The following is a 17592-nucleotide window of genomic DNA, read 5'->3' on the forward strand; positions in this document are numbered from 1 at the left end:
CGCGCTCCTAATCGCCCAGACCGGGCGGGTTGATTTCCGACTGCGCAAGGCGTTCGACGCTCTCGCCCCAGCGGTTGAGCACCTGATCGTACTGTCCGCCGCGGATCGCGCCGTTCAGCGCTTCATTCACCGCCTGCACCAGCCCGTTGCCTTTACGGGTGGTGACGGCGATGTGCGCCGCCTTGGGCCAACCGCCTTCCACCGTGCCCGCCAGCCGGGTACGGCCATTCAGCGCCGCTTTATAGGCGCCCAGCACGTTGGGCCCGAAATAGGCGTCGGCCCGGCCGGATTGGATCGCCAGCGTGGCGGCCGCATCGTCGGTCACGTAGATCGGCTGGAAGGGTTTGAGCCCCTGCTGCCGATTCTGCTTGTCCCATGCCAGCAAGATGGCTTCCTGGTTGGTGCCAGAGCCGACGATGATCTTTAATCCGGCGATATCGGCAGGCTGTTTGATCGTCGCGATCTTGCCGCCGGTTTTGACATAAAAGCCGAGCGAGTCGATGCGATAGGTGGCGAAGTCGAAGCGGGTTTTGCGCTCTTTGGTGACGGTGACGTTGGTGATGGCCGCGTCATACTTGCCGGAAACCACCCCCAGCGGCCAGTCTTCCCACGAGGTTTGCACCACGTTCAGTTCCAGGCCCAGGCTGTCGGCTACCAACTGCGCGATATCCACTTCGCTGCCGATAAGCCGCCGGTTGTCGGCGGCGAACAGCGCCAGCGGCGGCGTGTTGAGCGCGGCGATCGCGACGGTGAACCGGCCCGGCTTCACGAAGCGGAAATCGGCCGGCAGCTTGGCGATCGCCTGCGGGTTTTTCGGCGCATGGATAGGGGTTTCATTGGCCTGCAAATCGATGCCGGTGCCCGCCTGCGCGGCGCCGGTCAGGCTCAGCAAGGCCGCCACGAGAGCGGCGGTAACGGTTTTCTGCATAGCGGGTATCCCTGAAAACGATCTTATTATTGGGTGAATCTGTTCAACGGACGCTTCAGGCCCAGGTGCTCGCGCAGCGTATCGCCGTGGTACGCCTGGCGGAACAGGCCGCGCCGTTGCAGGACGGGCACCACCCGATCGACGAAGTGCCCGAAGGCGTTGGGCGTACCGCCGCTGATGATGAAGCCGTCGGCGGCTTCGCCGTCGAACCAGCGTTGCAGGCCGTCCGCCACCGCTTCCGGCGTGCCGCTGAACACCGGGCGCGGCGAGGCGGCCTCCAGCGCCACCTGGCGCAGCGTGAGGTTACGCTCGCGGGCGTTGCGCTTGATGGCGTCGGTGGTGCTGCGGAAGCTGTTTTGCCCCAGATCGCCGATGTCCGGGAAGGGCGCGTCCAGCGGATGGCGGGCGAAGTCGTAATGCTCGAAGTAGCGGCCAAGGTAGTTGAGAGCGTTCTCGATGCTGACCAGACGGGCGGTCTCTTGGTACTGGCGCTCGACGTCCGCATCGTCGTCGCCGACGATCACGCTGACGCCCTGGAAGATGCGCAGGTCGTCCGGTTCGCGCCCCTGTTCCACCAGCTGCCGCTTCACGTCTTGGTAGAAATCCTGCGCCTGCTCCAGCGTGTCGTGATGGGTGAAGATCGCATCGGCGTGCTTGGCCGCCAGCCGTTTGCCGTCTTCGGAGGCGCCGGCCTGGAACAGGATCGGGCGGCCCTGCGGCGTGCGGCCAATGTTCAACGGCCCCTGCACCGAGAAGAACTCCCCCTGATGATTGAGGGTGTGCAGTTTCCCGGCGCGGAAAAATTCGCCGCTGGCCTTATTGCGCACGAAGGCATCGTCCTCCCAGGAGTCCCATAGTCCTTTGGCGACGTCGAGAAACTCGCCGGCGATGCGGTAACGCAGGCTGTGCTCCGGGTGTTCGGCGCGCGAGAAGTTTTTGGCCGAACCTTCCAGCGGCGACGTCACCACGTTCCAGCCCGCGCGGCCGTTGCTCAGGTGATCGAGGCTGGCGAACTGGCGGGCGACGGTGAACGGATCGCTGTAGGATGTGGAGAGCGTGCCCACCAGGCCAATTTTGTCGGTGGCGGCGGACAGCGCGGCCAATAAGGTCAACGGCTCGAAACGGTTAAGAAAATGCGGAATGGACTTTTCGTTGATATATAAGCCATCGGCGACAAAGACGAAATCGAATTTCCCTTGTTCGGCTTTTTTCGCCGAGGCGATATTAAATTCGAGGTTGATGCTGGCGTCGGCGGTGGCGTCCGGGTGGCGCCAGGCGGACATATTTCCCGAGGCGCCGTGCAGAATGGCGCCCAGCCGTAATTGCCGTTGATTATTCGCGTTGTCGCTCATCGTGATTATCCTGTCATGCGCCGAAAGGCGCGCGGTGTCTGATGCGTCCACTATTGATGAGCGCTGTCGGGATGTAAAACAACAAAACAGCATATTCAAATGTTGAAAACTGCAAATATCACGGCGAGCGAAAATAATAATCCCCGGCGCGGCATCAGCGGCGTCGGGGAAATACTATTTCACGTTATTCAGGCGTTGCTGAGGGCTTTTTTCGCTGCGGGGGTTAATTGCTGCAGCGTGCGCTCCGCCAGCAGCGAAAAATAGTGGGCGGCAGGAAAGAGGGCGCGCTCATCGGGATTGAAACGCGGATGGTGCAGGCCGAATTCGCTGGCGGAGCCGATGCTGACGAACACGCCCGGCACGTGATGCAGATACAGCGCGAAATCCTCGCCGCCCATCTGCAGCTCCGCCTCTTCGACCCGGTAGCCGGCCTCGGCGGCGACGGTTTTGCTGAACGCCGCCCAATGGGCGTCGTTGATCACCGCCGGCGGCCCCGGCTGCCAGTGGAGTTCGGCCTGCGCGCCGAGCGCGGCGGCAACGCCGTCGATCACCTGGCGAATTTTATCCGGCACCTGGCGGCGCACCGCATCGCTGTGGGTGCGCACCGTGCCTTCCAGCTCGACGGTTTGCGGCAGCACGTTCCAGGTATTGCCGCCTTCGATGCGCGTCACGCTCACCACCAGCGACTCCAGCGAGCTGAAGCTGCGGCTGGGCAGCGTTTGCAGCGCGCCGACGATCTGGCTGGCGGTGACGATGGTATCGACACCCTGTTCCGGTTTGGCGGCGTGGGCGCCTTTGCCGGTAATGCGGATCTGGAAGCGATCGACGTTGGCGTAGAACGGCCCGGCGCGGGTGGCGAAGGTGCCGGTGGGCAGCTCCGGCGCATTGTGCAGGCCAAATATCGCCGCGACGTTATCCAGCGCGCCGGCGTCGATCAGGTGTCGGGCGCCGTTGAAGGTCTCTTCCGCCGGCTGGAAGAAGATGCGCACCGTACCCGCCAGTTCGGCTTCACGCGCTTTGAGCAGGTGTGCGGCGCCGAGCATCACCGAGGTGTGAAAGTCGTGCCCGCAGGCGTGCATCACGCCGCTGTTTTGCGAACTGAAGGGCACGTCGGCGATTTCGTCGATCGGCAGGGCGTCGATGTCGCCGCGCAGCGCGATGATCGGCCCCTGGCCGCTGCCGATCTCCGCCACGACGCCGGTTTTCAGCGCCAACGGCAGAAGGCGAATGCCCGCCTCTTGCAGCCAGCGGGTCAGGCGGGCGGTGGTGGCGAATTCATGATTGGAAAGCTCCGGGTTTTGGTGCAGTTCACGCCGATAGGCGATGATCTTGTCTGCCAACTGGCTGGTCATAGGCTTGGCTCACAGTGGGAAATAAACCCTAACCCTAGTGCAGGGGCCGCCGAAGCAAAAAGACCATCTGGTTATATTTCATAGCGATTGTGTCTGCACGGCGCGTCAACGATGGGGGGAAGGGGCAGGTTTAGGCGTTCGCGCGTTGTTCGCCGGCGCAGGGAGAGGATTGACCTGGAACGGTAACTTACTGCAACCGGTGTCATTCATTTACACCGGACAACACGGATTTTTTCACTCTTTATCGGATTTCTGTGATCGCGGTGGTGGACAAAATCCTGCCTGCTTGCTGTACTGTAATCGACACAGGTTTTGTGTCTTTCATTCACGTTAAAGGTAAGTTTGATGTCTAAGATTAAAGGTAGCGTTAAGTGGTTTAATGAATCCAAGGGCTTCGGTTTCATTACTCCGGAAGATGGTAGCAAGGACGTTTTCGTTCACTTCTCTGCCATCGTTAGCAACGGTTTCAAAACGCTTGCTGAAGGCCAGCGTGTAGAATTTGAAATCACGAACGGTGCCAAAGGCCCATCTGCCGCTAACGTTACTGCTATCTAAGCTGCGTAGCTGAATTTCTTAAAACCCGCTCATTGAGCGGGTTTTTTATTGGGCGCGTTATGCGTCGCTGCGGCGGGCCAACAGGCTGAACAGCAGGATGGCGATGGCGTAGCAGCCGACGATGGTCAGCGCCATCGACAGGCCCGAGGTGCCGCCCAGCCCGGTGAGCGGCACGGCGCAGGCGCCGAGCGCGAACATGCACACGCCGATCAAGGCCGACGCGCTGCCGGCTTTGTCCCCCTGGCTTTGCATCGCCAGCGACGAGGCGGTCGGGCCGACGATGCCGATCACCGCCACCGAGAAGAACAGCGGCACCAGCAACACGACCAACGGCGCATGCAGCGCGGCGGCCAACAGCAGCAACAGCGATGCGACGGCCGCCAGCGTTAACCCGCCCCTCAACACCCGGCGTTCCCCCCAACGTGAACTGAGACGGCTGGCCAGCTGCGCCGCAATGATCAGCCCGACGCCGTTAATGGCGAAGCACAGGCTGAACATCTGCGGGCTGAGGCCGTAGATCTGCTGCAAGACGAAAGGCGAAGCGCCGATATAGGCGAACATGCCGGCCATTACGAAGCCCTGCGTCAGGCACAGGCCCATGAAATAGCGCTGGGTCAGCAACCCGCCGAGCGACATCAACATCGCCAGAATGCCGCCCTGGCTGCGGCGCTCGACCGGCAGGGATTCGCGCAGCTTCAGCGCCGACAGGCTGAACAGCAGCACGGCGATGGCCGCCAGCACGCCGAAGATGCCGCGCCAGTTCATCACCTGCAGCATGACGCCGCCCAGCACCGGCGCGACGATCGGCGCCAGGCCGTTAACCAGCATCAGCAGGGCGAAGAAACGGGTCAGCTCGTGGCCGGCGTACAGATCGCGAGCAATGGCGCGGGAAATCACCGCCCCGCCGGCGCCGGCGATGCCCTGGAGCAGGCGGGCGATCAGCAATTGGTCAATGGTGGGCGCCAGCGCGCACCACAGCGAAGCGCCGAGCAGCAGGATCAGCGACAGCAGCAGCGGGCGCATACGGCCCAGTTTGTCGCTGTAAGGGCCAAAAATCAGCTGGCCGACGCCCAGGCCGAGCAGCCCGGCGGTCAGGCTGAGCTGCGCGGCGGCGGTGGAGGTATTCAGCTCGCCCGCCATTTCCGGCAGGGCGGGCAGATAGAGATCGGTGCACAGCGGCCCCAGCGCGGCCAACAGGCCAAGCACGACGGCGTACACCAGACGTTGTCTGGCTAAGTGTTTGGTCATGGGAGATTAAGATTTCCTGAACAGGTGAGAAATGGCCTGCTGATACAGATCGCGCAGCAGGGACGCATCGGCTTTTTGCGTGGTAAGGATACGGTAACCGGTGCCTTCGCTCATGACGGCGATAAACTCCACCCGCGCGGCGATCTCTTCCGCGCTGAAATCGGGATACAGCCGCTGCAGGTTGTGGCACACGTGGCGAAACAGCCGCGCCTCCGCATCGCTGAGCAGTTTGGCCACCACCGGGTTGCGCGTGGCCTCGGCGGTCACTTCCAGCATCAGCATGTGATCGGTTTCGCTCTCGCCCGGTTGCTGAAACAGCGTGCGCGCCGCCAGCGTGCCGGCGATCAGGTTGATGTGATCGCCAAGGTTTTCCAGGCGCTGCATCTTGCTGGTGATGATGCGATTGACGATCTCTTCGATAATCGCGTCTTTATTGGCGAAATAGCGATAGATTTGCCCGACGCTGAGCTGCGAGCCCTGGGCAATCTCCGCCATGCTGGCGGCATGGAAGCCGTGGCGGCGGAAGCTGGTTTTCGCCGCTTCGACGATCTGATCGCGGCGCGCCTGCACTTTGGCCTGTTTACTGTCGTTGGGGGAGAGCATCTGCCCGATCCTTTGCTGCGCGTGAGCCGGGTTCACAATTTTGGGTGTGAACGTTCATTCTCAATTGTAGTGTAACGGATGGGGAGGACGCAAGATGAACGCGCGTTGCGGGGAAAAGGTGTTTAGGCGAACAGGTAGGCGTTGATAAAGGCGGCGACGATCAGCACGCACAGCGCAACGGCGATCGCTTCGGCGGTGGTTTTCGGCAGGCTAAACATAGCGATTTCTCATCCAGTCAGGAGTTCTGGATGAGATTATGCGCATGCAAGATTAAGGAAACATTAAGGGCTTAGCGCCCGTTGACCCACATCACCAGCATGAAGGCCAGCAGCGTCATCGCCAGCGAGCCGGCCAGGTTAAGCAGCATGTTGGCCAATGCCCAGCCGAAGCGGCCGTCCTGCATCAGATACACCACCTCCAGCGAAAAGGTGGAGAAGGTGGTCAGGCCGCCGCAGAAGCCGGTGGTGATCAGCAGTTTCCAGGTGGGATCCAGGTGTGTCATGCGGGTGAAAATCGCCATCGCCAGACCGATGATAAAACCGCCGATCAGATTGACCATCAGCGTCCCTAGCGGAATGTGGGCGTTCAGCGGATTCATTTTCATGCTTACCGCCCAGCGCAAAACGCTGCCGACGCCGCCGCCGATAAAGACGGCCAGTAAAGAACTCAACATGGGGCAACTCCCTTTCAAACAGAGAAATTCACGGGCTCGGAAAGGGACAGGCGTAACGCTACGCGCCTCTCTCCGAGAGGTTACGTAGACATCATCAGCCTGTGAAGGCGGTTAGGGAGGAATGTCATCTCCAGCGTGCCGCACGGCCTTTTTCACCGTACCCGATGGATGTTACACCTAACGCCGTCTATTTTGTAGTATCGACCCCCTGCGAGGTAAAACCGATGGAAATCAGAGCGGCGCGTCTGGGCGACCGGCACGCTATCGCCGAATTGATGACGGTGTTGGGCTATCCTGGCACCGAGGCGTTTCTGACGCAGCGCATGCAGCAACTGTTGGCGCACCCGGACGAGGCGCTGCTGGTGGCGGCGGACGGGGCGCAAGTGCTGGGCGTGTTGTCGCTGCATTTCCTGCCGCAGCTGGCGTTGGCCGGCGACATTGGCCGCATCAGCTATTTTTGCGTCGACGATCGGGCGCGCGGCGCGGGCGTGGGGCGGCGGTTGTTGGCGGAGGGAGAGGCGTTGGCGCACCGTCGCGGCTGCGATCGGTTGGAGGTTCATTGCCACAGTCGCCGCGAGCGGGCCCATGCGTTTTACCTGCGCGAAGGCTTTGTTGAAGCGCCGAAGTATTTTGCCAAGTTATTAAGTCAGTAAGTTACTCCCCTGGCGGCACTGCCGTTTCCAGCCGGTTGCGGCCGTTTTGCTTCGCCCGATAGAGCGCGCTGTCGGCCGCTTTCAGCCAGTCCAGATAGCCGCCCAACGCGGGGTGGTAGTTGGCGATGCCGGCGCTGATCTGCAGCCGCAGTTGCGGCGCCTCCTTGAAGCTGACCGCATCCAGCCGCTGCTGGATGCGTCGCAGGACGATTTCCGCCTGCTCGGCGTTGGTGTTCGGCAGCAGCGCGCCAAACTCGTCGCCGCCGTAGCGCCCGACGATATCCACGTTACGCAAGCCGATCAGCAGCTCTTCCGCCAGCGCCGCCAGGGCCTCATCCCCCAAAGCATGGCCGAAGGTGTCGTTGATGGTTTTGAAGCGGTCGATATCCATCAGGATCAGCGTGGCCTTATCCTGGTAGCGACGGCAACTGTCGAACTGACGATGCAGCAGATGCTCCCAGTGGCGACGGTTGTATAAGCCGGTCAGCCCATCGCGGGTGCTGATGCGCTGCAGCTCCTGTTTCTTTTCCGCCAGCCGCTTGGCGGTGCGGTAAGTCACCAGCCCGAGCAGCGTCGGGTAAAGGTAGATCATCGGCAGGCACAGATAGACCTGCAACGGCGTGCTGTACGGGTGAAACGGGAAGCCGAGCAGCGCGGCGGTGAACACCGCCGTGGCCAGTTGCATGGCCAATCCTTTTACAAATAGCGTTTTGCCGGCTGAAGCGATGTTATTCATGCTCATCATCGACAGGATGACGATGGCGGGCAGCGCGTTGAACGCCATCATCGCCGCCCAGAAGCCGCCGAAAGCGGAGTCGATCAACAGGTTGCGAATTTCGGCTTTGAACGGATCTTTGGCGCGGCGGGCCAGGCGGTAGGCGAGATGCGGCCAGAGAAAGCCGTGAAAGGCCAGCAATAGCCAGACCGCCGCGGGCGGAGCCAGGGGGTAGAGCGCGGCGCAGACGCAGATAAAGCCGAGCCCCAGACCGACGGCGCGGGGCAGGTAGGTGCGTTTGGCGAAGCTGAGGCCGGATTTTCGGGCATCGAAAATGGGTGGGGCAATATACATCCGGCATCTCCCTGATGAGTATCATGGCAGCGTATCATGCGGGTGATAAACTAAGAATAGTCTGGGATTCACGTCCAGAGGCCCTGTGGCATTACTGCGACCGATCTCACTCTGTTACATGTTGCGGTTGTGCGAGCCGAAGGAAAGTCGCTAAATATTCGCAGGCAAGGTCAGTTTTTCTCGCTGTTCACGCAGCGCTCTATGATAAGAAGGTGAGTATGGAAGGTATCAGCATTACCAAACTTCTGGTGATTGCGGTGTTGGTGATTTTACTGTTCGGCACCAGCAAACTGCGTACGCTCGGCGCCGATCTTGGCGCGGCGCTGAAAGGCTTTAAAAAAGCCGTGGGCGATGACAGCACGCCGCCGGCCGCCGGCAACAACGCCGCCGAAAGCCAGTCCGCTCAGCAGAGCGTCGAAAAGAAAGACGTTTAACCCCGTCTGACTGCGCGCAATAAAAAACGGATGCCTTGCGGACATCCGTTTTTTGGCGTTTCCGCCGTCTATAGCGTAACAAACTATTACGCGTTATTTCACTTCCATCCCTTTGGCCTGCAGATCGGCGTGGTAAGACGAACGCACGAACGGGCCGCAGGCGGCGTGGGTGAAGCCCATCGCCATCGCTTCTTCTTTCATCTCGTCAAACTCGGCAGGGCTGACGTAGCGCTGCACCGGCAGGTGGTGACGGCTCGGCTGCAGGTACTGACCCAGCGTCAGCATGGTCACGCCGTGGCGACGCAGATCGCGCATCACTTCAATGATTTCCGCGTTGGTTTCGCCCAGGCCGACCATCAGGCCGGATTTGGTCGGGATATCCGGGTGCGCTTCTTTAAAGCGCTCCAGCAGCTTCAGCGACCATTCGTAGTTGGCGCCCGGACGCACCTGGCGGTAGACGCGCGGCACGTTTTCCAGGTTGTGGTTGAATACGTCCGGCGGCGTGGCGGTGAGGATCTCCAGCGCGCGGTCCATACGGCCGCGGAAGTCCGGCACCAGCGTTTCAATTTTGATGTTCGGGCTTTTGGCGCGGATGGCGGAGATGCAGTCGGCAAAGTGCTGAGCGCCGCCGTCGCGCAGATCGTCGCGGTCAACCGAGGTGATCACCACGTAACGCAGCGCCATGTCGGCGATGGTTTGCGCCAGCTTTTCCGGCTCGTTGGCGTCCGGCGCGATCGGGCGGCCGTGGGCCACGTCGCAGAACGGGCAGCGGCGGGTGCAGATGGCGCCGAGGATCATAAAGGTAGCGGTACCGTGGTTGAAACACTCGGACAGGTTAGGGCACGAGGCTTCCTCACAGACGGAGTGCAGGCCGTTCTTGCGCATCGCGGCTTTGATGCCCTGAATGCGCGTTGAGTCGGCAGGCAGTTTGATCTTCATCCACTCGGGTTTACGCAACAGCTCCTGCCGTTCGGTGACCACCGTTTTGACCGGGATCAGCGCCATTTTGTCAGCATCGCGGTATTTGACGCCGCGTTCCATCTGAATTGGTTTACTCATAATCGTGCAGGTTCCAGTTACGAAGCTCGACCGTCTGGTAGCCGAGTAAATGAACAAATTCCTGTACCAGGATTGGGTGTATGTCTTCAATGCCAACGCCGGGCGCCAGCGCGCTGACCTGCGTCATCTGCATACCGGCGTAACCGCAAGGGTTGATGCGTTGGAAGGGGCTGAGATCCATTGCCACATTCAGGGCCAGGCCGTGGAATGAGCTGCCTTTGCGGATCCGCAAACCCAACGAACAGATTTTCTGCTCCCCCACGTACACGCCGGGCGCATCCGGACGGGCGCGCGATGCGAGGCGGAAGTGGGCGAGAGTGTTGATAACCGTATCTTCTATCGCCGTGACCAACTGACGTACGCCGACCTTGTTGCGTTTCAGATCGACCATCACGTACATCACCTGCTGACCCGGCCCGTGGTAGGTCACCTGGCCGCCGCGATCGCTCTGGACAACCGGGATGTCGCCGGGCATCAGCACGTGTTCGGCTTTGCCGGCCTGACCCTGGGTGAACACCGGGTGATGCTGCACCAGCCACAGCTCGTCCGGCGTGGTCTCGGTACGACTGTCGGTGAAGTTATGCATGGCTTGGGATACAGGCGCGTAGGGCTGCAACCCCAGCTGACGCAAAATGATCTTGTCTGGTTGCAAAAGAGTCATCGTCAGGTTACAGAAGTGGTAAAGCCATTATACCGGGCGCTCCGGCCTGCGACCAGCCTTTCGCTGACCAAAAATGCGCAACCCGGGAAGACGCTGCGCCATCCCGGGTTGATAAGCAGAGGTTTATGCTGGAATTACAGCACCATGCGAACAATTTCAATGTTGCCCAACTCTTCGTACAGGGTTTCGACCTGCTCGATGTGAGTGGCGTTGATGGTGATGGATACGGAGTGGTAGTTGCCTTTGCTGCTTGGCTTGACCTGCGGGTTGTAATCGCCCGGCGCATGGCGCTGCACCACTTCAACCACCTGGTCAACCAGCTCAGGCTGCGCCAGGCCCATTACCTTGTAGGTAAACGAGCAAGGGAATTCGAGCAGTTCGTTCAGTTTAGTTTTTTGCATGTGCGTGCGCTCCAGAGTGCTAGCTAATCTATAAAGTATAACTCCCGCCGGGGCGGGAGTTAGTGTTATTCACTATATGGGGACGATTTCGCCCGTTTCAACCGTTAACCGAACCAGTGGTGGAACATCAGTTTGATGTAGTCCACGATGCGGCTGAAGAAGCCGCCTTCTTTCACTTCGTTCATCACCACCAGCGGACGCTGGTCGATGGTTTTGCCGTCCAGCTGGAAGTTGATGCTGCCCACCACCTGGTTTTTCGCCAGCGGCGCGTGAATTTCCGGCGTGTTCAGCACGTAGCTGGCCTTCAGATCTTTCATGCGGCCGCGCGGAATGGTCAGGTAGACGTCTTTGTCCACGCCCAGCTCAACGCGGTCGGCATCGCCGAACCAGACCGGCTCGGAGGCGAACTCTTTACCGACTTTCAGCGGCGCCACGGTTTCGAAGAAGCGGAAGCCCCAGGTCAGCAGTTTCTTGCTTTCGGCTTCACGGCCTTTGTAGGTGCGGCCGCCCATCACGGCGGAGATCAGGCGCATTTGGCCTTCGGTCGCCGAAGCCACCAGGTTGTAGCCCGCCGCGTCGGTATGGCCGGTTTTGATGCCGTCGACGTTCAGGCTGTTATCCCACAGCAGACCGTTGCGGTTCATCTGGCGGATATTGTTGAAGGTGAACTCTTTTTCCTTGTAGATCGCGTATTCTTCCGGCACGTCGCGGATCAGCGCCTGGCCGATCAGCGCCATGTCGCGCGCCGAGCTGTATTGGCCCTGCGCATCCAGGCCGTGCACCGTCTGGAAGTGGGTATTCTTCAGGCCCAGCTTGCTGACGTAGGTGTTCATCAGGTTGACGAACGCGTCCTGGCTGCCGGCGACGTAGTCGGCCATTGCCACGCAGGCGTCGTTACCGGACTGCAGGTTGATGCCGCGGGTCAGTTTAGAGACCGGCACGCGATCGCCCGGCTTCAGGAACATCAGCGAGGAGCCTTTGAACACCGGGTTGCCGGTCGCCCAGGCGTCCTGGCCGACGGTCACCAGATCGTCCTGGCCGATTTTGCCCGCTTTCAGCGCCTGGCCGATGACGTAGCTGGTCATCATTTTGGTCAGGCTGGCCGGATCGCGACGCGCATCGGCGTTCATCTCGGCCAGCACCTTGCCGGAGTTGTAATCAATCAGGATGTACGCTTCCGCATCGATCTGCGGGACACCTGGGATCATGGTTTTGATGTTAACGTCATCGGCGTGCGCAACGGAGGCTGCGCTCATTGCGATAACGGTGCCGAGGGCGATGCTTTTGATTAAGCGAAAAGAAGTTACTTGTTTCATGATCGGGACTACAACATCCGTGAAAGTAAAGTTAAAAAACGAGCCACACTATAGCAGATGCGATCCCGGCAGGCATTACCCATTCATCTGACTAATTGCGGTTAGTGCCCTTTTAGCTGCAAGAAAATGTTTCAGCTAAATAACCGCTTATCGGCCGTGAATGCCCGCCGGGCTTAACGCTCAGGGTGCAGCAGTAACGAAAGACTGTTGTTGCGCTTCGCTCGCCAGGCGTTGCTGCAGCTGGGCCGCCTGTTGACGGCTGCTGAACGGGCCAAGCTGGACGCGGTAAACGTTGCCGTTAGCCGCCACTTTGCCGGGCACGCCAAACTGTTGGCTCAGGCTCTGTTGCCAGCTCTGGGCGCGTTCGGCGCTGCTCAGCGCGCCGACCTGCACCACGTAGCCGCCGGAAGAGGCGGCAGCAGCCGTGCCGACAGCCGCAGCGCCGGCCGCGACCGGTGCGGCTACCGCGGCGGCTTCAGGTTCGGAACCTTCCAGCACCCCGGCCGGCACCGCGCTCGGCGCGCCGAGGAAACCGCTGCGGCCGTTGGCGGCATTGCCGCCGGCAGCTGGGGCGCTGTTGTCGTCGGTGCGCAGAGTGCTGTTATCGATCGGGCGCACCGCCGCGCCGCTGGCGATCGGCGCCTCCTGTTGAATAGGGGTGCCCATGCCGCTGGAGCCGAGATCCGGGCGCGCCGGCAGGGCGTAGCTCTGTTTCGCCACGATGGTGCCGATGGTGCCGGGGCCGCTCAGCGTGCCGTCCGGCGCCACGTTGATGAAATCTACCTTGACCTTGGTGTTGTTGGACAGGTTGAGGCGGTCGGCGGCGGCTTTCGACAGATCGATGATGCGGCCCTTGGTGTATGGCCCGCGATCGTTGACGCGCACCACCAGCTGACGGCCGTTGGCCAGGTTAGTGACGCGCACATAGCTTGGGATTGGCAGGGTCGGATGCGCCGCCGTCAGGCCGTTGGGGTCAAACTGCTCGCCCAGCGCCGTGGTGTTGCCGTTGGCCTCTTCGCCATACCAGGCCGCCAGGCCGGTCTGCGAGAAGTTCTGCGGATCTTTTACGATGCGGTAAGTATCGCCATTAACCTTATAATCCTGCATGTTATTAGGGTTATAGGGTTCATATTGAGGCTCGACGCCGCCGATTTCCACCACCGGGCCGTTGTACGGCTGCGGAGGGGCTTGCTGTTCCGTGGTCGGGGCGGTACAGGCGGAGAGCAACACCGCCGCGACGCCGATCCAAAGCCATTCCTTACGCATTACTCACCTCTTATAAACTTTTAGACAGCATTTTCCGATGCGTGTGGATCGACATGATGATGCCGAAACCGGCCATCAACACTATCAGCGCCGAACCCCCGTAACTGACCAGAGGCAAAGGTACGCCAACTACCGGCAAAATGCCACTGACCATACCGATGTTAACAAAGACATAAACGAACAAAATCAGCATCAAGCCGCCGACCATGACGCGGCCAAAGGTGGTTTGCGCCTTGGCGGCGATCATCAGCCCGCGGATGATCACCAGCAGGTAAAGCGCCAGCAGCACCAGTACCCCGATCAGCCCCAGCTCTTCGGCCAGGACGGCGAAGATAAAGTCGGTATGACGCTCCGGCAAAAACTCCAGCTGCGACTGGGTGCCGTGCAGCCAGCCCTTGCCGGACAGGCCGCCGGAACCGATGGCGATCTTGGATTGAATGATGTGATAACCGGCGCCGAGCGGGTCGCTCTCCGGATCGAGCAGCATCATGACGCGGTCGCGCTGATAGCCGTGCATCAGGAAGAACCACAGCACCGGGATGAAGGCCGCCAGCGCGACGGCGGCGACGGCGATCAGCTTCCAGCTCATGCCGGACAGGAACAGTACGAACAGGCCGGAAGCGGCGATCAGGATAGAGGTGCCCAGATCCGGCTGCGCGGCCACCAGCAGCGTCGGCAGGAAGATCAGCACCAGCGCGATGGCGGTGTTTTTCAGCGAAGGCGGGCAGACGTCGCGGTTCATAAAGCGCGCCACCATCAGCGGCACGGCGATCTTGGCGATTTCCGACGGCTGGAAGCGCACTACGCCGAGATCCAACCAGCGCTGCGCGCCTTTACTGATCTGCCCGAAGGCGTCCACCAGGATCAGCAAAATCACGCAGAAGATATACAGATAGGGCGCCCAGCTTTCGTACACGCGCGGCGGGATCTGCGCCATGACGGCCATCACGATCAGCCCCATGACGATCTGCCCGATCTTGCGCTCCATCATGCCGATGTCCTGGCCGCTGGCGCTCCACATCACGAAGGCGCTGTAGACCAACAGGGCCAGGATCAGCAGCAGGAACGTCGGGTCGATGTGGATTTTGGTCCAGATCGAGCCTTTTTGTTGGCTTTCAGTCATGTTCTACCTTAGTCACCTTCTACGCCAGGCGGCAGCGGGGCCTCGCTTGGCAATTGCGTATTGTTGTCGCCCAGCAGAATGTGGTCGAGGATCTGGCGGGTGATGGTCCCCACCGCCGGACCGGAGCCGCCGTTTTCCAGAATGATGGCGACCGACACCGTCGGGTTGTTGAACGGTGCGAAGGCGGTCATCAGTTTGTGATCGCGCAGGTGCTCCGCCAGTTTGTGGGCGTTGTAGGTTTCATAGCCGAATACCTGTGCGGTACCCGATTTCGCCGCGGCTTTATAAGGTGCGTCCGCAAAGTATTTGCGCGCCGTCCCGTTCGGACGGTTGGCCACACCGTACATGCCGTCTTTGGCAATTTCCCAGAAGCCGGAGTGAATATCGCCGATCTGCGTGTTTTCTTCCTGTTTGAACGGCACCAGCGCGCCGTTGATGCGGGTGCTCTGCAGCAGGTGCGGCGTTTTGACGGTGCCGTCATTGATCAGGGTGTTCAGCGCCTTGGCCATCTGGATCGGCGTCGCGGTCCAGTAACCCTGGCCGATGCCTACCGGAATGGTGTCGCCCTGATACCACGGTTTTTTATAGCGTTTCTGCTTCCATTCGCGCGTCGGCATCAGGCCGGAGCGCTCTTCGGACAGATCGATGCCGGTGTACTGGCCGTAACCGAATTTGGTCAGCCAGGTCGACAGCCGATCGATCCCCATGTCATAAGCGACCTGGTAGAAATAGGTATCTGCGGACTCTTCCAGCGCCTTGGTGACGTTCAGGCGGCCGTGGCCCCATTTCTTCCAGTCGCGAAAGCGTTTTTCCGAGCCGGGCAATTGCCACCAGCCGGGATCGAACACCACGGTGTTTTTGGTGATCACCCCGGCGCTCAGCGCCGACACCGCGATATAAGGCTTCACCGTCGAGGCGGGCGGGTAGACCCCCTGGGTGGCGCGGTTGATCAGCGGGCGATTCGGATCGTTCAGCAACCCCTGATAGTCCTTGCTGGAAATGCCGTCGACGAACAGGTTCGGATCGTAGCTCGGGTTGGAGACCATCGCCAGGATGGCGCCGGTGCGCGGATCGCTCACCACCACCGCGGCGCGGCTGCCGACCAACAGCTGTTCGATATAGCGCTGCAGGTTAAGATCGAGCGTCAGGTAGACGTCCTGACCGGCGGAAGGCGGCTGTTCGTGCAATTGGCGGATCACCCGGCCGCGGTTGTTGACCTCGACCTCTTCATAGCCGGTTTTGCCGTGCAGCGTGTCTTCGTAATAGCGTTCGATGCCCAGCTTGCCGATATCGTGGGTGGCGGCGTAGTTGGCCAGTTTGCCGTCTTTGTCCAGCCGCTCGACGTCGCGATCGTTGATCTTGGACACGTAGCCAGTGACGTGGGTGAGGGCGGAGCCGTAGGGGTAGTAGCGGCGCTGGTAGCCTTTCACTTCCACACCCGGGAAGCGGAACTGATTGACCGCAAAACGGGCGACTTGCACCTCGGTCAGCGCGGTTTTCACCGGAATGGAGACGAAACGGCGCGAGCGCTTGCGCTCTTTTTCGAAATTGGTGATGTCGTCATCGGTCAAGTCGACCACCGGGCGCAGCGCCTGCAGCGTGGCTTTGAGATCGTCGACCTTTTCCGGCATCAGTTCCAGCTGATAAATGGTGCGGTTGAGCGCCAGCGGAGTGCCGTTGCGATCGTAGATAATGCCGCGGCTGGGCGCGATGGGCACCAGCTTGATGCGGTTTTCGTTGGAGCGGGTGCGGTAATCCTCGACGCGGACCACTTGCAGATTATACAGGTTGGCGATCAGGATGCCGGACAGCACCAGGATGACCAAGAACGCCACCAGGGCGCGGCGTACAAACAGGGCGGATTCAGCCGTATAGTCGCGAAAAGGGTTACGTTCTATTTTCATCCCGCTGCTTTATTTCACTCTGTCACGGTCACCACCGGTTATTCCCGGTGGTAAGGATGATTTGTAGTAATACTCCAGGCGCGGTAGAGGCTTTCGGCCACCAGGACGCGCACCAAAGGATGCGGCAGTGTCAACGGAGAAAGCGACCAACTCTGCTCGGCAGCGGCTTTGCAGGCGGGCGCCAGCCCTTCCGGGCCGCCGATCAGCAAGCTGACGTTGCGGCCATCCTGCTTCCAGCGCTCAAGCTGCTGCGCCAGCTGCGGCGTTTCCCACGGCGTGCCTGGGATATCCAGCGTAACGATGCGGTTGCCTTTGCCCACCGCCGCCAGCATTTGTTCGCCTTCCTTGTCCAGAATGCGTTTGATGTCGGCGTTTTTGCCGCGTTTGCCGGCCGGGATCTCGGTCAGCTCAAACGGCATATCTTTGGGAAAGCGGTGCAGGTAATCCATAAAGCCGGTTTGCACCCAGTCTGGCATTTTGGTGCCGACCGCCACCAATTGCAGTTTCACCGCTTAGCTCCAGAGTTTTTCCAGCTCGTACAGGCGACGGCTTTCTTCCTGCATCACGTGCACGATCACTTCGCCCAGATCGACCACGATCCAGTCGGAGGCTTCCTGGCCTTTCATGCCAAACAGCTCCATGCCCGCGGCGCGGGATTCCTGCACCACGTGGCTGGCGATCGACATCACGTGGCGAGTCGACGTGCCGGTGCAGATGATCATGCAATCGGTGATGCTGGATTTGCCCTGTACGTCCAGAGCGACAATGTCTTGGCCTTTGAGGTCATCGATTTTATCAATGACGAAATCTTGGAGCGCTTTACCTTGCAAAGGTTCCCCCTCGGGTATGTTCTGTTCAGTCGGCTGCGGCGGGCAAAATGCGCGCGCCGCGGCGTAACCGGATAAAGGTTTCGGCAGGCTGCCGCTGAAAGCCAGCTAACTGGTGACTGCCCGGCCAGCTAAGGTTTCCGGGGTTTTCAGCGGATACCTGAAAAA

Annotated in this window: 19 protein-coding genes and 1 riboswitch; of the genes, 3 read left to right on the forward strand and 16 right to left on the reverse strand. The window is 60.6% G+C overall.

The window, feature by feature from the left end; all coding sequences use genetic code 11:
• Positions 1-7: 7 nt before the first annotated feature.
• The 3 genes from ACJ8J1_RS11615 to ACJ8J1_RS11625 all read right to left on the reverse strand — a co-directional run bounded on the left by ACJ8J1_RS11615 (position 8) and on the right by ACJ8J1_RS11625 (position 3632).
• The gene (locus ACJ8J1_RS11615) at positions 8-928 is read right to left on the reverse strand and encodes an ABC transporter substrate-binding protein (RefSeq protein WP_033642151.1); all 921 of its coding nucleotides are present in this window, start codon (positions 926-928) and stop codon (positions 8-10) included.
• A 26-nt stretch (positions 929-954) separates the two neighbouring features.
• A complete protein-coding gene (locus ACJ8J1_RS11620) occupies positions 955-2280 on the reverse strand; it encodes an LLM class flavin-dependent oxidoreductase (RefSeq protein ID WP_033642152.1) in 1326 nt (441 codons plus the stop codon).
• Between the two features lie 188 nt (positions 2281-2468).
• On the reverse strand, positions 2469-3632 hold the full coding sequence (locus tag ACJ8J1_RS11625; protein ID WP_033642153.1) for a M20 peptidase aminoacylase family protein: 1164 nt from the start codon (positions 3630-3632) through the stop codon (positions 2469-2471).
• 345 nt (positions 3633-3977) lie between these two features.
• Here ACJ8J1_RS11625 and cspE point away from each other — a divergent pair, with 345 nt between their 5' ends.
• On the forward strand, positions 3978-4187 hold the full coding sequence (cspE, locus tag ACJ8J1_RS11630; RefSeq protein ID WP_004940030.1) for a transcription antiterminator/RNA stability regulator CspE: 210 nt from the start codon (positions 3978-3980) through the stop codon (positions 4185-4187).
• A 57-nt stretch (positions 4188-4244) separates the two neighbouring features.
• On the opposite strand, the gene ACJ8J1_RS11635 is transcribed toward cspE, so the two are convergent.
• From ACJ8J1_RS11635 to crcB, 3 genes are all read right to left on the reverse strand, one after another.
• Complete coding sequence (locus ACJ8J1_RS11635) at positions 4245-5435, reverse strand: multidrug effflux MFS transporter (RefSeq protein ID WP_033642154.1); 1191 nt, start codon at positions 5433-5435, stop codon at positions 4245-4247.
• Positions 5436-5441: 6 nt separating this feature from the next.
• Complete coding sequence (locus ACJ8J1_RS11640; RefSeq protein ID WP_033642155.1) at positions 5442-6038, reverse strand: TetR/AcrR family transcriptional regulator; 597 nt, start codon at positions 6036-6038, stop codon at positions 5442-5444.
• Between the two features lie 289 nt (positions 6039-6327).
• A complete protein-coding gene (crcB, locus tag ACJ8J1_RS11645) occupies positions 6328-6711 on the reverse strand; it encodes a fluoride efflux transporter CrcB (RefSeq protein ID WP_004940022.1) in 384 nt (127 codons plus the stop codon).
• Positions 6712-6789: 78 nt separating this feature from the next.
• Positions 6790-6852, reverse strand: a riboswitch (Fluoride riboswitch).
• Positions 6853-6935: 83 nt separating this feature from the next.
• Here crcB and ACJ8J1_RS11650 point away from each other — a divergent pair.
• On the forward strand, positions 6936-7364 hold the full coding sequence (locus ACJ8J1_RS11650) for a GNAT family N-acetyltransferase (RefSeq protein WP_033642156.1): 429 nt from the start codon (positions 6936-6938) through the stop codon (positions 7362-7364).
• Between the two features lies 1 nt (position 7365).
• Here ACJ8J1_RS11650 and ACJ8J1_RS11655 read toward each other — a convergent pair whose 3' ends face one another.
• A complete protein-coding gene (locus tag ACJ8J1_RS11655; protein WP_033642157.1) occupies positions 7366-8433 on the reverse strand; it encodes a diguanylate cyclase in 1068 nt (355 codons plus the stop codon).
• 218 nt (positions 8434-8651) lie between these two features.
• On the opposite strand from ACJ8J1_RS11655, the gene tatA reads away from it, so the two are divergent.
• Complete coding sequence (tatA, locus tag ACJ8J1_RS11660; protein ID WP_004940019.1) at positions 8652-8867, forward strand: Sec-independent protein translocase subunit TatA; 216 nt, start codon at positions 8652-8654, stop codon at positions 8865-8867.
• Positions 8868-8960: 93 nt separating this feature from the next.
• Here the strand turns inward: tatA and lipA are convergent, their stop codons facing one another.
• The 9 genes from lipA to rsfS form a co-directional block, all read right to left on the reverse strand.
• The gene (gene lipA, locus ACJ8J1_RS11665) at positions 8961-9926 is read right to left on the reverse strand and encodes a lipoyl synthase (protein ID WP_004940018.1); all 966 of its coding nucleotides are present in this window, start codon (positions 9924-9926) and stop codon (positions 8961-8963) included.
• The gene (lipB, locus tag ACJ8J1_RS11670; protein ID WP_015376934.1) at positions 9919-10587 is read right to left on the reverse strand and encodes a lipoyl(octanoyl) transferase LipB; all 669 of its coding nucleotides are present in this window, start codon (positions 10585-10587) and stop codon (positions 9919-9921) included. The genes lipA and lipB overlap by 8 nt, the downstream gene beginning before the upstream one ends.
• Positions 10588-10721: 134 nt before the next feature.
• The gene (ybeD, locus tag ACJ8J1_RS11675) at positions 10722-10988 is read right to left on the reverse strand and encodes a DUF493 family protein YbeD (RefSeq protein WP_004940012.1); all 267 of its coding nucleotides are present in this window, start codon (positions 10986-10988) and stop codon (positions 10722-10724) included.
• 104 nt (positions 10989-11092) lie between these two features.
• Complete coding sequence (dacA, locus tag ACJ8J1_RS11680) at positions 11093-12304, reverse strand: D-alanyl-D-alanine carboxypeptidase DacA (protein WP_033642158.1); 1212 nt, start codon at positions 12302-12304, stop codon at positions 11093-11095.
• 180 nt (positions 12305-12484) lie between these two features.
• Positions 12485-13570 carry an endolytic peptidoglycan transglycosylase RlpA gene (rlpA, locus tag ACJ8J1_RS11685; RefSeq protein WP_033642159.1) on the reverse strand — a complete coding sequence of 362 codons (1086 nt, stop codon included), beginning with the start codon at positions 13568-13570 and terminating at the stop codon, positions 12485-12487.
• Positions 13571-13580: 10 nt separating this feature from the next.
• Positions 13581-14693, reverse strand: a complete 1113-nt coding sequence (gene mrdB, locus ACJ8J1_RS11690; protein WP_004940006.1) for a peptidoglycan glycosyltransferase MrdB — start codon at positions 14691-14693, stop codon at positions 13581-13583.
• Between the two features lie 8 nt (positions 14694-14701).
• On the reverse strand, positions 14702-16597 hold the full coding sequence (mrdA, locus tag ACJ8J1_RS11695; RefSeq protein ID WP_033642160.1) for a peptidoglycan DD-transpeptidase MrdA: 1896 nt from the start codon (positions 16595-16597) through the stop codon (positions 14702-14704).
• A 38-nt stretch (positions 16598-16635) separates the two neighbouring features.
• Entirely contained in the window at positions 16636-17106 is a 471-nt protein-coding gene (rlmH, locus tag ACJ8J1_RS11700; RefSeq protein ID WP_004940002.1) for a 23S rRNA (pseudouridine(1915)-N(3))-methyltransferase RlmH, read from the reverse strand.
• 3 nt (positions 17107-17109) lie between these two features.
• The gene (gene rsfS / locus ACJ8J1_RS11705) at positions 17110-17427 is read right to left on the reverse strand and encodes a ribosome silencing factor (protein ID WP_004940001.1); all 318 of its coding nucleotides are present in this window, start codon (positions 17425-17427) and stop codon (positions 17110-17112) included.
• Between the last annotated feature and the right edge of the window lie 165 nt (positions 17428-17592).

The sequence above is a fragment of the Serratia sp. CY37869 genome (genome assembly GCF_052168895.1).
Classification (GTDB): domain Bacteria; phylum Pseudomonadota; class Gammaproteobacteria; order Enterobacterales; family Enterobacteriaceae; genus Serratia; species Serratia ureilytica.

Excerpts from the sequence above, each read along its gene's own strand:
- ACJ8J1_RS11655 (WP_033642157.1), bottom strand. The coding sequence starts at position 8,433 with ATGTATATTGCCCCACCCATTTTCGATGCCCGAAAATCCGGCCTCAGC.
- lipB (WP_015376934.1), bottom strand. The coding sequence starts at position 10,587 with ATGACTCTTTTGCAACCAGACAAGATCATTTTGCGTCAGCTGGGGTTG.
- ACJ8J1_RS11625 (WP_033642153.1), bottom strand. The coding sequence starts at position 3,632 with ATGACCAGCCAGTTGGCAGACAAGATCATCGCCTATCGGCGTGAACTG.
- mrdA (WP_033642160.1), bottom strand. The coding sequence starts at position 16,597 with ATGAAAATAGAACGTAACCCTTTTCGCGACTATACGGCTGAATCCGCC.
- ACJ8J1_RS11615 (WP_033642151.1), bottom strand. The coding sequence starts at position 928 with ATGCAGAAAACCGTTACCGCCGCTCTCGTGGCGGCCTTGCTGAGCCTG.
- tatA (WP_004940019.1), top strand. The coding sequence starts at position 8,652 with ATGGAAGGTATCAGCATTACCAAACTTCTGGTGATTGCGGTGTTGGTG.
- ACJ8J1_RS11640 (WP_033642155.1), bottom strand. The coding sequence starts at position 6,038 with ATGCTCTCCCCCAACGACAGTAAACAGGCCAAAGTGCAGGCGCGCCGC.
- rlpA (WP_033642159.1), bottom strand. The coding sequence starts at position 13,570 with ATGCGTAAGGAATGGCTTTGGATCGGCGTCGCGGCGGTGTTGCTCTCC.
- lipA (WP_004940018.1), bottom strand. The coding sequence starts at position 9,926 with ATGAGTAAACCAATTCAGATGGAACGCGGCGTCAAATACCGCGATGCT.
- dacA (WP_033642158.1), bottom strand. The coding sequence starts at position 12,304 with ATGAAACAAGTAACTTCTTTTCGCTTAATCAAAAGCATCGCCCTCGGC.
- crcB (WP_004940022.1), bottom strand. The coding sequence starts at position 6,711 with ATGTTGAGTTCTTTACTGGCCGTCTTTATCGGCGGCGGCGTCGGCAGC.
- cspE (WP_004940030.1), top strand. The coding sequence starts at position 3,978 with ATGTCTAAGATTAAAGGTAGCGTTAAGTGGTTTAATGAATCCAAGGGC.
- ACJ8J1_RS11650 (WP_033642156.1), top strand. The coding sequence starts at position 6,936 with ATGGAAATCAGAGCGGCGCGTCTGGGCGACCGGCACGCTATCGCCGAA.
- mrdB (WP_004940006.1), bottom strand. The coding sequence starts at position 14,693 with ATGACTGAAAGCCAACAAAAAGGCTCGATCTGGACCAAAATCCACATC.
- ACJ8J1_RS11620 (WP_033642152.1), bottom strand. The coding sequence starts at position 2,280 with ATGAGCGACAACGCGAATAATCAACGGCAATTACGGCTGGGCGCCATT.
- ACJ8J1_RS11635 (WP_033642154.1), bottom strand. The coding sequence starts at position 5,435 with ATGACCAAACACTTAGCCAGACAACGTCTGGTGTACGCCGTCGTGCTT.
- ybeD (WP_004940012.1), bottom strand. The coding sequence starts at position 10,988 with ATGCAAAAAACTAAACTGAACGAACTGCTCGAATTCCCTTGCTCGTTT.